Source organism: Streptomyces buecherae, assembly GCF_014295035.1.
In the GTDB taxonomy this organism is placed as follows: domain Bacteria; phylum Actinomycetota; class Actinomycetes; order Streptomycetales; family Streptomycetaceae; genus Streptomyces; species Streptomyces youssoufiensis.
Map to the genome: position 1 here is coordinate 3,659,473 of NZ_CP060404.1, position 13,122 is coordinate 3,672,594.

Consider the following 13,122-nt stretch of genomic DNA (forward strand, 5'->3'; position numbering starts at 1 on the left):
CTAACGAATGCGAGTCATGCGTACCCGTCAACGCCCCAGGTACAGCATGGGGTCCACTAGGCGGAATCTGGGAGACACGACGACCCTGACCTCACACTTGAAGCCGGGAACGTCCACTTCCACGACGATCCCGCGCTCCCCCTCTCGCGAGTACAGGAGAATCCGATCCACCTGTTCGCGGTAGATTTCTATATCACACTCACCCATCGACTCTCTGGTCAAGCGTACAGACCTAGCTCCGATGTCGAAGCTCAGTGCCACAAGCTCGCCAGCATCGCCTACCGGAGCCTCGACCCGCCACACATCAGGGTCATATTCCGTAGGCTCGGGGGCTGAGCCAAGCACTTCGATGAAATCCAGATCCTCTGGAATCTCCATAATGTCACTTGCCATAACCCCTCCCTCCAATGGGGATCATTGTAGTGAGCCGTACTCCGTTGTCGGTTACTTCAAAGTTGGCGCGAATCAGGAGAGCGCCACGCGGCCCGTGCAGGAGTGACTCCGTTCGCATGTTCGTGAGTCCAGACTTCGAATGCACGTAAGTCTCCACGACCCCACTCCTCATCGCCTCATTGAAGTGCCCAGTCAGAACTTCGCGCCCCGCAGCGTTGTCGCGAATTCCAATCGATTCCAGCTGATAGGCGTTCTGGGCTGACCTTTCCGCATTGTGCGGATTGGATTTAACTCGCCCGAAGAAGTAATCCCACTTGCCGTCATCAATGGTCACGCCGCAGTTGCTGTTGTGAACGAGGACCGGCGTCTCGCCCGCCAGCACATAGTACGTATGCACCCCAGAAACCGTCAGATCATGTGTCCGCTGCAGATCCGTGAAGTGCCGCGTCGACGCGACCTGGACCGTGCCGCCTTCCGGCGTCCGCAACCGCATGCCCGCCGTTATGTCGCCCGCGTCCACCCAGGTCTTGGAGTCCATCACCCAGAACGGGTGCGTCACCGTCGCGACAAGGGAGTTCCGCTCGCCGCCGGCCACCTTCAGGTCGACGAACTCCTTGTCGTCCTCCGTGACGATCGTGCCGACCACCTCGCGGGGTGCGGTCTCGCCCGTTTCGGGGTCGGTGACCAGGACCTTGTCACCGGTCTTCACGTCCTTGATGGGGCGGGTGGTGCCGTCCGCCAGGAGGACGTCCGTTTCGGGGAGGAAGCTGTGGCAATCCGAGGGTTCCGGCTGCGAGCGGGCCTTCTTGCCGGGGCCTATCCGCTTGAGGCCCTTGCCGACGAGTGTGCCGGCCAACTTAAAGGCTCGGCCGGCTGCGAGGGCTGACGCCCCCTCCTTGGCGCAATCCCATTGGGCGGGATCCCCGGTACATTCAATGATCTTTGCAGCATCAGGCGCGAGCAGTTCCTTCATAAGCTTCGAGAAGCCAGCCCCGCTCCGCACCATGAGCTTCGGAAGCCCGTAGGCACCGAAGGCTTTTCGGACTTCTTGGTAGGGGTCTCCCATGTAGAACGGGTTGCTGTCCTCCTGCGATGCCGTAACCCGATACGTGACCGGCCGATACCGGACTGGCCGGTACTTCCTCACCGGCCGCCCGGCGAAGCCGCTGTAGCTGCCGCTGCCAGATACCCGGCCGCCCGCCGCGCCGGAGCCGTAGCCGCCGCCCTTGGGGCGCTGGATGTTCACGGGGCCGCCGAAGCCGAAGAGTTTACCGCTCGGGTCGCTGTACAGCAGTGGGTTGTTGTTCCCGTACGAATACCCGTGCATCTGCTGGGCGTCGGTCAGGTCCATGATCGGGTCGACGCTGATGAAGCGGCCCAGCTTCGGGTCGTACTCGCGGGCGCCGAGGTGGGTGAGGCCGGTGGTGGTGTCGCGGGTGCCGCCCACGAAGCCCTTGCTGCCAGGCCAGGTGGTCGGGTCGGTGCCACGGGGGGCGCCGAAGGGGAGGTTGCGGCGTTGGGTGAGGGTGACGTCGGCGGCCTTGACGGCGAGTTCGCCGGTGCCGTGGTGGTCCGCGACGGTGTAGGTGACGCTGCCGTCGTCCTGGATGACGGCCTGGTGGCCGCCGCCGAGGTCCAGGTAGCGGGTGGCTTTGGCCTTGTCGGCGCCCCTGGCCAGGGTGACCTCGGAGTGGCCCAGGTAGAGCGTGGTCTCGGTGTCGGTGCGGCCGATGAGGCGGTTGCCGTCGGCGTCGTAGAGGTAGGACGTGGTGCGCTTGCCGTTGTCGCCGACGGGTTCGGTGACCTCGGCCAGGTGGCCCTCGGCGTCCCAGGTCAGGTTCTGGGTGTCACCGGCGAGGGTGCGGGCGCGGGTGTTGCCGGCCGCGTCGTAGTCGTAGGTGTCCAGCGCGGTGCCCGTGGGGCCCTTGGTGGCGACCGAGGCCAGCGCGTGCGGGCGGGGCTGGCCGGGGGTCGGGTAGGTGTAGGTGCGGGTGGTGTTCTTGGCGGTGGCGCCGGTCAGGTCGTGTTCGGTCTCGGTGAGCCGGTTGCCGACCTTGTCGTAGCTGTAGGACTGCCAGTACGGGGCGGGCCCGCCGATCATCTCGCCCGACGGCGCCGGCGCGCAGGTGGCGGTGGGTTGGGTCCACGCCTGGGTGAGGCGGCGCAGGTGGTCGTAGGTGAAGCACTGGTTGTCGGTGCCGTCACGGGAAACGTCGGCCAGCGAGGTGACGTTGCCGGCCGGGTCGTAGTGGTAGGTGGTGTGGCGGTCGACGCCGGGGACGTTCTCGCGGTCCACCCGGCTGGTGGCCAGCCGCTGGGTGCCCCACTCGTAGGACTGGGTGGTCCACGTCTTGCGCTCACCGTCGGTCAGGCCGAAGGCGTACTGCTGCGGCTTGCCCGTCAGGGTGTAGGTGAGGGCGGCCCGTGCGCCGCTGCCGTGGGCGAGGATCTGCCGCTGCGTACCCGTCTCGTAGGTGTAGGACAGGCCGCCACCGGGAAGCGAACCGGCGCCCCCGAAGCCCATGTTGCGGAGCAGACCGGACAGGTGGAAAGCCTGCTGCGACTGGTACCTGCCCGCCAGCGCGCCCTCGGCCTCGGGGATCACGACCTCGCTCTTGAGCGCGCGGTAGAGCCGGTCGTAGTAGGTGACCTTCGAGGTGTAGGGGTTGCCGTTCACGTAGCGGGTTGACTCGGCGAGTTGGCCCTTGCCGCCGGCGACCGTGTCGTAGACCCACTTGGCGCGCAGTGTGCCGGTGGGCGTGGACTCGCGGAGTTCGGTCTTGCGGCCGAGGCCGTCGTAGACGTGGACCAGCGTGGTGTCGCGGGCGTCGGTGGTGGAGGTGAGTTGGCCTCGGTCGTCGTAGCGGCTGTGGGTGGTGCCCTTGTCCGGGTCGTCGGCGCGGATCTGCTGGCCGCGTTGGTCGTACGCGTAGCCCCACGAGTTGCCGGCCGGGTCGGTGACCTTGGCCAGCTTGCCGGCCGGGGTGTACGCGTACCGGGTGGTGTCGAAGGCGGCGTCGGCCGAGCGCGCGTGGTGCTGGCGCAGCTCGATGGTCTGGTCGCGGGCGTCGGTCACGGTGGTGACGGCGCTGGCGCCCTCGGGCGGGATGACGGTGGAGCGGTCGCCGCCGTGGAGGGTGCGGGTGGTGCTGAGCACCTTGCCGCCGTCGCCGTTGCCGGCGACCTCGCGCACCTCGGTCTCGCGGCCGAGCCCGTCGTGGGTGTGCCAGGTCTGGGTCTCCACCGACAGGGCGTCGTCCATCGCGAACAGGGCGGTACGGGGCGCGCCCTCGGCGTAGTACGGGGCGAACTTCTTCGCGGGCAGGCCGCGGTCGTCGTAGAAGACGTCGGAGAGCACCCGGCCGCCGCCGGGGCCGGGCTCCTGGGTCTGCCGCTCGCGCAGCAGGCCGTCCAGGATCTGGTACGTGGTGCGCTGGCCGCCGGAGTTTTCCAGCGTCTTGGTGCCGATCGCGACGGCCTTGCCCTCGGCGACGGTGTAGGTGAACTCGTAGTTGGCCGGCGTCGCGTTCGAGGAGGCGCGGTCGGCGAGCCAGATCCTGGTGGCGCGGCCGAGCGCGTCGTACACGTATTTGGTGTGGTTGCCGTTGGTGTCGGTGATCGTGGTGGGTTGGCCGGTGAGGACGTCGAGGTCGGTGTTTGTGGTCTGGGTGGTGGTCGCGTCGCCCGGGGTGGCGGGCGGCGACGTTTCGGTGATCTTGGTGGGGTGGCCGGTGGCGGGCGCGTACGCGGTGGTGGTGGTCCGCCCGTCGGTGCGCGCCTGGCGTACCGGGATCGCGTCGCCGGTGGCGGTGAGGGTCGCGGTCAGGTCGGTCTCGGTGCGCACGCGTCCGTAACCGTCGACGGTCCGGCCGCTCTCCAGGTAGGTGGCCTTGGTGCCGTCGTGGGTCTTGAGGGTGGCGGTGGCGGTGCCGTCGCCCTTGGTGGGTGCGTCGCCGTAGGTGCCGCCGTCGTAGGCGGTACGGACGTCGGAGATGACGTCCTTGGCCCGGTCGGGGGTCTCGCCGCAGGCGACGGCCACCGTCTCCTCGCGGGCGGGCAGGGTGAGGATGTTGGCCGCGGTGTTGACGGCGTAGGTGGTGCGGGTGCAGCGGTCGTCGCTGGTGGTGGCCGTGTCGCCCGCGTCGTCGACCTGGGTGATGCGGCCGGCGACCGTGTCGTACGTGGTGGTCGTCTCGGTGGTGCGCCACTTCTGGCCGGCGCCGTCGTCCAGCGAGGTCCACTCCTTGCTGTGGCCGGTGCCGGTCAGGTCGGAGGTGACCGTGCCCCAGTCGCGGACGCGTTGGGCGGTCTGGTGGTGCCAGGGCCGGTTGACGGTCTTGCCCAGCACCTTGCCGCCGGGCCCGGAGAAGGTGACGGTCTTGTAGCCGAAGCCGGCGGTCGACGCGTGGTCGGGGATGGCGGCGCCCTCGCCGGCGCCGAGGGTGACGCTGACGTCCTTGGTGCCGCCGGACGGGGCGGCGCGGTCGCCGTCCATGCCGCGCAGGAAGTAGTGCTCCTCCTGCGTCTTCATGCCGCTCTCGCCCTGGCCGCCGGTGTTCACCCGCACGTGGCCGTAGCCGCGCCACTGGGACCAGGTGCGGTGCTTCTCCTTGGTCATGCCGTCGTCGTCATCGAAGTGCCAGGCGGCGTCGCCCAGGTAGGTGTACCGGGTGACCTGGTCGGGGGCGCCGCCGGTGCGGTCGGTGCCGGTCGTGGACGTCACGACGTACTTGTTGAACCAGTGCCGCTCGGGGTCGTCGGTGTTGGAGCCGCCCATGAACTGCGGGAAGCAGCGGGTGGTGTTGGTCTGCGGGGTCGGCAGTCCGGCGTGCGAGCACGCGGGCGCGGAGTAGCCGACGTCCACCTGGCCGCCGTACTCGTCGGCGACGCTGGACAACCGGGCCTTGATGAACGGGGCGTACCCGTCGCCGATCTTGTCGAGCCGGTTCTCCAACTGGGTGTACGTGAACGTCGTCTTCGGCAGCGTGATGGGCGTCGTGGCGGCGTGCCCGGTGTGCTGGACGCTGTCGAGCAGGAGCTGCCGGTCCACGTCGGCCTCGCCCCAGCGGTGGCTGAGCGCCCAGGAGTCGACCTTGGCGTACGCGGTGCCCTTGAGGAGTTCGGTGGTGACCTCCACCAGCCGCTTGCGGGTGAAGAAGCTGGGCGAGAGGCGGCCCTTGTCGCAGGTGGTGCCGGCCTTGCAGTTGAGGTCCCAGGGTGTGTCGTACCAGTAGAACTTCTTGTCGTCGATGGTCTCCGGCGCGCAGGTCACCCCGGTCTCGGGCAGGCACCGCTCGGCCTGGGCGAAGTCCACCCGGGCCAGCGCCTTCTCGGCGTACAGGTCGGTGGACTTCAGCCCGTACTCGACGCGGTCCAGGTAGCCGCCGCGGGTGTACGGGGTGTCGTCGGTGTCCTTGAGGTTACGACCGTAGGAGTTGGTCTCCTTGTCGTAGTAGTACGCCATCGCGTTGCCGTGCGCGTCGACGACGTAGTCCAGGTTCCAGCGCCAGCCCTGCTGGCACCAGGAGTCGGCGAAGGCGTCCTTGTGGCAGGGCTCGTTCGCGTCGTCGCCGTAGACCGGGACGCTCCAGGTGGAGTCGGTGGTCTCCTTGCCGCTGGCCCAGCCGGGCAGCCGGTGGTAGCCGAAGAAGTACTGGGTGCCGTCGGTGTCGGTCAGCCGCCAGTACTCGTTGTCGTTGTCGCCGTTGGCGCGGTCACCGCTGGTCAGCCGGGTGACCCGGGTGCCGTCGTCCTTGCGGAGCTTCCACTCGTCCTTGCCGGTGGGGACGAGTTCGCCGCCCTTGCCGTTCATGGTCAGGTACGCGTTGTCGTACCCCCAGCACAGGTCGCCGGGCTCGCGGCCGTCCGCGTGCTTGACGCCGTCGTCGTAGCAGGGCTTGTAGCGGCGCTCGATGAAACCGGGCGAGAGGTCGAAGCCGTCGCCGACCCAGGACGCCTGGTTGTTGGTGGAGCTGGTCCGGCCGTCCAGGGCACCCGAGGAGTACGCCAGGCTCAGCTCGGGGGCCAGGTCGCCGGGGACGTCCGGCGCCTCCATCGGGTAGGACCAGCCGAAGTCGCCGGTGTTCAGGGCGGTCTGCCAGGACGCGGAGGGAGCGAGGGTGCTCGCCTTGTAGTCGCCGGTCTTGCCCTCGTCGCCGGCGACGGCGGCCAGCACGGTCGGCGCGTCGGCCCGCAGCGGCACCGACGCGGCCTTCAGGCGTCGGTGCTCGGTGTCGTTGACGGTCGGCACGGGCGTGGCGGTGCGGCACTTCGCGTCGTCGGGGGTGGTCAGCGCGCAGCCGGGGAGTTGGACGAGGGTGAGGCGGGAGAGGTAGCCGCCGCCGTACGCCTCGGCGAAGGCGGCGTAGTCCAGCTCGACGCCGGAGGCGCCCGCCTGCCGCGCGGACAGGGACAGCAAGACGCCGGATACGCCGGTCTCTTCGGCCTTCGCGCGCGGCTCGACGCGCACGGTGACGTCGGTGGCGGGGGTGGTGTCCGTGGCAGGCGTGCGCTGTTGGGCTGCCGGTGCCGCCGTCCGCGCTGCCGGCGTGAGGAAGACCGGCAGGGTGCCGGCCCGGGTCGGGGTGGGTGGTGCGGCCTTGGCTGCCGTCCGGCGCCCGTCGGACGCGGGCAGCCGCACCGTGGCGCTGCCGGCCTGCGGCCAGGCGGCCCGAGGCGCGCGGCTCGGCGTGCGCGGGCCGGCGTTGGCCGGCCGTGGCTTCGCCTTGCCGGCGTCGGCGCCGGCCACCGGCCTCTCCGAGCGCGGCAGGTCAGGACGGCCGCTGCCGTCGTCGGCCGCGCGGGCCCCGGTCTCACCGGTGGCCTGGACGAGTCCGGCGAGTAACGCCACCGAGACGAGCACGCCGATTCTTCGGCGGCCCACCCGTCGGTGTCGGGTGGCCGTGGGTCTGTCGTTCATCTCTCTCCCGCTGTGTTGGGTACGGTCACGGCTCGCGCCGCGACGCGACGGTGCGGCCCGCCGCGGCGGGCCGGTCATCGGGGTGGGGGAAGGGGGCGGGCCGCCACCGCGCCTGGCGTCGGCGGCGGCCCGTGGGCGTCAGCCCCGCGGGACCTCGGTCTCCAGGTCGTGCCGTCCCGTGGCCAGCTCGGCCACCTGCTCCTCGCTCAGCGCTCCCTGGAAGGCCCACACGTCGTCCACCGCGCCCGGCCAGTAGCCGCCGAAGGTCCCGGCGGTCTTGGCCCGGCCGACCTGGAGGGCCCTGGTGCCGTGGAAGGCCAGCGCGTTGTCGGACCAGGAGACGTGGTTGGCGCAGCCCGCCTGGTCGGCCGTGCCGTCGTCGTCGCCGTCCGGGCAGACCAGGGACTCCAGTTGTCCGTTGACGTAGAGCCGCACCTGGTCGGCGAAGCCGTCGTAGACGACCGCCAGGTGGTTCCAGTCGCGGACGTCGGCGAAGGAGCGGCTCTCCACGGTGGTCACGCTCGCCCCGTCGGCGTCGGTGGCCGGCAGCGTCACCCGCCAGCGGCCCGGCGAGTCGGCGTCGGGGCCTGGCACCCAGCCGACCGTGACCGCGCTGCGCCGCTCGCCCTCGATGCCGAGGACGGTCACCGACCCGTCGGGGAGGGCCGCTGCCTGCGCCCAGCCGGCGACGGTGAAGCTGGCGGCCGTGTCGATCGGCGAACCCGTGGTCGCGGCGTGGTCGTCCCGCCCGTCCAGGACCAGGGCCCCGCCATCCACCCAGCCGGGGCCGACGCGGGCCCCGGAGGCGAGGGTGAGCGGGCGGCGGGCGGCGGAGTCGTCGGGCGAGGTGGTCGGCGTTCCGGTCGCCGACTCCAGCTTCCAGCGACCCTTCACGAGCGGGCGCTGGCGGAAGAGTTGCCGCACCTCGTCCTCGGAGATCACCCGGTCGTACAGGCGGGCCTCGTCCAGGTCACCCCGGAGGAAGCCGCCGAAGCCGTCGGCGTACTCGGTGGCCCCGAGGGTGACGTGGCCGCGCGCGAGCCACGGTGTGGTGAACGCCTCGGTGGCCTTGAGCGAGCCGTTGACGTACAGCTTCATCTGCCCGGCGTCGTGGTCATAGACGGCGACCACGTGCGCCCACTCGCCGAGGCCGGCGCCCGCGCAGGCCGGGCTGGCCTCGGGGCACGGGCGCTGGGCGGCGCGGACCACCGGGGCGTTCGGGTCGTCGGCGCCGGCGCGCAGGAAGACCCAGCCGAGGGTGGGCGAGTGGTAGAGCTCGAAGCCGCGCAGGGTGTTGCCGGCCTGGCTGAGGGCGACCATGGACCGCTCGCCCCGGTCCTTGGGCAGCCTGGCCCACAGCGAGGCGGTGAAGCTCTGGTGGGTGTCGAGCACGGGTTGGCCGGTGCGTACGTGGTCGTCCACGCCGTCCAGGGACAGGGCGCCGCCGGCCACGCCGGGCGCACCCAGGGTCGGGCCGCCGTGCGGGGTGCCGGTGACGCGCTGGCCGCGCCCCGCGACGGCGGTGGCCGTGGCCTCCTCGTCCAGGTTCCAGACGGCCTTGGCCGGCCGGCCGCCCGAGGTCACCGGCTTCCTGTCGGCCAGCGTGCGGAGTTGCGCGTCGCTGAGCTGGTAGTCGAAGAGGTGGGCCTCGTCCAGGGCGCCGGGGAAGTGGCCCTCGCGCTTGCCGTAGTGGGAGGCCGCGCCGAGGTAGGTGGCGCCGCGGGCGTCCCACGGGTCGCGGTAGGCGGCCGAACCCGCCAACGCGCCGTTCACGTACAGGCGCAGTTCGCCGGCCGGGTGGTCGAAGACGCCGGCGACGTGCGTCCAGGTGCCGAGCCGGCCCGTGGCACACGCGGTGTCGCCGGTCGGGCAGGCCGGCTGGGTCGCGCGGGCCGTGCCGTTGCCGCTCGCGCTGTCGCCGGTGTGGCGCAGGAAGACCCAGCCGCCGGCGGCGCTGGAGTAGTACAGCTCGTAGCCGCTGGCGTGGTTGCCGGCCTGGGCGATGGCCACCGGCGCCCCGCTCACGCCATCCGCGGGCAGCCTGGCCCAGGTCGCGACGGAGAAGCTCTTGCCGGTGTCCAGGACCGGCGAGGCCGTCGCCGCGTGGTCGTCGACGCCGTCCAGGTGCAGCCCGCCGCCGAGCGTGCCCTCGCCACCGGCCCGGGCCCCGCCGGCCAGCTCGGCGGGCCAGGCGCCGCCGACGCCGCTGACCTCGCTGGCGCCCGCGGGCTCGTTCAGCTCCCACGTCATGCGGTCGGGCTGGCCGGCGCGCACCCGGAAGGAGTACGTGCGCGGCTCGCTGCCGTTGCCCGCGGCGTCGAAAGCCTGGGCGGTGACGAAGTTGACGCCGGGGCGGGTCGGCATGAAGCGGATGGTCTTCGCGCCGCCGCCCGAGGTGTTCAGGGTGTGCTTGCCGCTGGGCTGCTCGTTGACGCCGAACCAGTAGCGCGTGACGTCGGAGGACGGCGCGTCGATGGTGAAGGTCCCGTACCGGCCGACCCCGTCCCGCCACGGGTCCTCGGGGTCCTCCGGGTCGGACGCCGCGTACTGGCCCGAGGTGATCGACGGGCCGGCCGGGACGCTGGTGTCGAGCACGAGGTTGCAGCCGGGGGCCGCGCCGTCGTAGCTCCACGGCGACCACTGCGCGCCGTCCGAGACGCGGGCGTGCCAGTCGACCCGCTTGTTCTTCGGCAGGCTGGACGGCAGCTTCACGGAGAAGTCGGAGCCCGAGCGCTTGGTGGTGGTGGTCGAGGTCCAGCGCGGCTTCCAGCCCTGCCCGTCACCGGCGTCCCAGGTGGCCTGGAACTGGACCGTGACGTTGTCCCCGTCCGGGTCGCCCACGTTGTTCACCCGCACCGTGGGCAGCGACCGCACGCGCACCGCCTGGTCGGCCGGGCGGCATGTGCCGCCCGGGTCCGAGGTGAGCTGGGCGGTGCGCAGTTGGGTGGGGCGGCGGTTGTACTTCACCCGCAGGTACGCGTTGTCGGCGAACCGCTTCCAGCCGTAGCGGTCACTCTCGTTGGAGGCCCGCAGGCCGAAGGTGATCGAGGGCCAACCCTGCTCGGCGGCCTGCCGTACGACGCCGCCCACCTCGAACTCCGCGTCCGCCGCGGCACACCCGTCGGCGCCGTACGCGAAGCTCCTGTTCCGCAGGTGGTCGGCCCAGAAGCCGTCGGCGTTCTGGGAGTTCCAGGTGGTGGACGAGGAGATGGGCTTCGTGCGCCACAACTGCACCTCGCGCGCCTCGCAGGAGGCCGCGTGCGTCTCGCGCACCACGAACTCGGCCGACAGGACGGAGCGGCCGGTGAAGCGCGAGGTCGGGATCTGGTAGAAGAGCCGCTTGGTGTCCTCCGGCTTGCAGTACGCCCAGCCGCAGTAGCCGAGCCCGGCGTCCGGGTCGCCGTTGAACTTCCACTGCGGGGTGCCGGCCCAGTACTTCGAGGCCACCGTCCAGGAGGAGGCCCGGGGGCTGTACCACTGCGGGTCGATGTAGACCGGGTAGACCGTGTCCTCGCCGGTCAGCAACGCCTCGTCCGGGGTGAGGACGAGTTCGCCGCCGCCCGCGCCGACCTCCACGCCGACGGGCGCGGGCCGACCGCCGCCGGCACTGCCGGGGGCGGGGACGTCCTCGTCGCCGGCGCGGGAGGCGGCGGGCTTGAGGCCGGCGCTCGGGGCGGGCTTGCTGTCGGGGCCTCCCGCCGTACGGGCGCCTGCGGCGCCGGTCGGGGCCGTCGTACCGCTGGAGTCCCACATCACCGGCCGCGGGGCCTCGAAGACCGCGTTGCCGGCGCCGTCGTCCACCGCCGCGAGGGTGCCGTCGGGCGCCTCCTGGACGGTCACACCCTGCGCCGCGACCCGTAGCCGCAGCTCGGCGAGTTGTTCGCTGGCCGCCGCCGTGGCCGACTTGACGACGAGCAACTGCGCGAAGCCGTCGGCCTCCGCCGTCAGCCGCAGGTCAACCCCGGGCAGCACCTCCGGATAGACGGCGGAGTCCCCCTCCAGCCGGGGCGCGGGCAGCGGCGTCGGCCAGCTCAGCGCCAGCTCCCGGCCGGCCCGGCGCAGCCGCGCCATCGGGGCCGTGCCGCCGCCGGAGAACTCCAGGCCCACCGACGTACCGCCGGGCACCACCGCCCCGTCGACCGCGCGGCGCAGCGAGGTGTCCACCGGCCTCCAGCCGCCGTCCGCCCGCACCCGCACCGGGCGCACGTGCTCCCGGGCCTCCAACTCACCGCCGGGCGTGGCGAACACCTCGCTGGTCTCGGTGCGCAGGGAGGTCACCTCGACGTTGGCGCCGGTACGCCGGGCCTGGTCGAGGGCGTCGGACTCGGAGCTGGCGGTGGCGGTGGCGGGGCCGTAGGGCGCGGGCGCGTCGGCGGAACGTTTCTGCCCCGCGCTCGCGCCGCTCGCCTCCCCCGCTCCGGAAGCCGCCACGGAAGTCACCCCCGAAGCCGCCGCGGTCGCCGGTCCGGCGACCGCGTCCGGCGCCGTGGCCGGCAGCAGCCCGACCGTCAGCGCCAGCCCGAGCACGGTGAAGACGGCACCCCGGAATCTTCGCGGGCGCGCACGACCTGACATCCCCTCAGTCCCTCCCCTGCCGCACGCGATGCGAGCCATCGCGGTGGTGCGGGTGACCGTAGGGACACGGAGTGCTATTGATCCACTACAACAAAGAGCAACAAAGGCCGCATTCAACCTCTCGATATCGACATGCCGATATGACTCCCGTCACAACTTCAACCGGCGCGTGAACGGCGGAAGGCGCCCCGGAATGCCGCACACGTCCGCCACACACTGTGGATGGTTCGTGGACGCGACGTGAAGGCATGCTGTGACGGGAGCGCGCGGACGTCACAGCCGAGCTATCCGCCCGTCCCCTCCCCCGCCTCCGGGCTCGGCTCCAGCAGTGGGTTGGTCCGGTGGGCCACCACGTCCTGGGCCGCCTCGGCGAAGGCGCGGAGTTGGCGGGTCGTCGCGGCGGTGCGCCACAGCAGGCGCCAGGCGAAGGGTGGCGCGTCCTCGATCGGCACGTACACCACGTCGGGGCGGGAGTCGAAGCGCTGCGCGTGCGCGGGCACGGGGTAGACGCCACGCCCCGCGCCGACGAGGGCCAGCATCTCCTGGATGGTGCCGAAGTCCGGGCCGCGTTCGATGAGGTGGCCCCCGGGCGTGGTCGCGGGCACGGCCAGCGCGTCCACCTCGGGCCCGAGCAGCCGGGGGCGCAGCACCGGGGTGCGGGCCAGGTCGTCGAGGCGGACCTCGGCGCGGCGGGCGAAGGGGTGCCGGGCCGAGACGGCGAGCACGGGGTCCTCGCGGAAGAGGACCGGGCTCTCGCTCATCTCGGCGGTCAGCGCCGGCGCCACGCAAAGCAGCACGTCGATCTCGCCGCCGGCGAGCAGGGTCGAGGCGTCGGCGTACCGCTGCTCCAGGGCCTGCACCTCGCCGGCGGGGTGCCGGGCCCGGAACGTCTCCGCCACCTCGTACACGAACATGCCGACCCCGGCGCCGATGAACCCCACCCGCAGCACCCCGCCGCCGCCCCGGCCCGCCTCGACCGCCCGTGCGACGGCCGCCTGGATCTGGTCGTACGCCGGCGCCAGGTCGTCCCGCAGTTGGCAGCCGATCGCCGTCAGGGCGACCAGGCGGCTCGTGCGGTCGAACAGGCGGGCCCCGATGCGGCGTTCCATCTTCTTGACGGCCTGGCTGATCCGGGCCGGGGACACGTGCAGCCGCTCGGCGGTGCGGCCGAAGTGCAGTTCCTGGGCGAGCGTCAGAAAGATCTCGATGTCGCGGTGTTCCACCCGGCCCCCTCA

The 13,122-nt window shown here is 71.8% G+C and carries 4 protein-coding genes; all 4 read right to left on the reverse strand.

Annotation, left to right across the window (positions count from 1 at the left end):
* Nucleotides 1-27: 27 nt before the first annotated feature.
* Nucleotides 28-393, reverse strand: coding sequence for a hypothetical protein (locus H7H31_RS13880; RefSeq protein ID WP_187062928.1), 366 nt, complete (start codon nucleotides 391-393; stop codon nucleotides 28-30).
* Complete coding sequence (locus H7H31_RS13885) at nucleotides 383-7,312, reverse strand: polymorphic toxin-type HINT domain-containing protein (RefSeq protein WP_187062929.1); 6,930 nt, start codon at nucleotides 7,310-7,312, stop codon at nucleotides 383-385. Before H7H31_RS13885 ends, H7H31_RS13880 begins: the two co-directional genes overlap by 11 nt.
* A gap of 138 nt (nucleotides 7,313-7,450) precedes the next feature.
* Nucleotides 7,451-11,887: a LamG domain-containing protein gene (locus H7H31_RS13890; RefSeq protein ID WP_187062930.1), complete on the reverse strand. Its 4,437-nt coding sequence runs from the start codon at nucleotides 11,885-11,887 to the stop codon at nucleotides 7,451-7,453.
* 284 nt (nucleotides 11,888-12,171) lie between these two features.
* On the reverse strand, nucleotides 12,172-13,110 hold the full coding sequence (locus H7H31_RS13895; protein WP_187062931.1) for a LysR family transcriptional regulator: 939 nt from the start codon (nucleotides 13,108-13,110) through the stop codon (nucleotides 12,172-12,174).
* Nucleotides 13,111-13,122 lie beyond the last annotated feature (12 nt).

Excerpts from the sequence above, each read along its gene's own strand:
- H7H31_RS13880 (WP_187062928.1), bottom strand. The coding sequence starts at position 393 with ATGGCAAGTGACATTATGGAGATTCCAGAGGATCTGGATTTCATCGAA.
- H7H31_RS13885 (WP_187062929.1), bottom strand. The coding sequence starts at position 7,312 with ATGAACGACAGACCCACGGCCACCCGACACCGACGGGTGGGCCGCCGA.
- H7H31_RS13890 (WP_187062930.1), bottom strand. The coding sequence starts at position 11,887 with ATGTCAGGTCGTGCGCGCCCGCGAAGATTCCGGGGTGCCGTCTTCACC.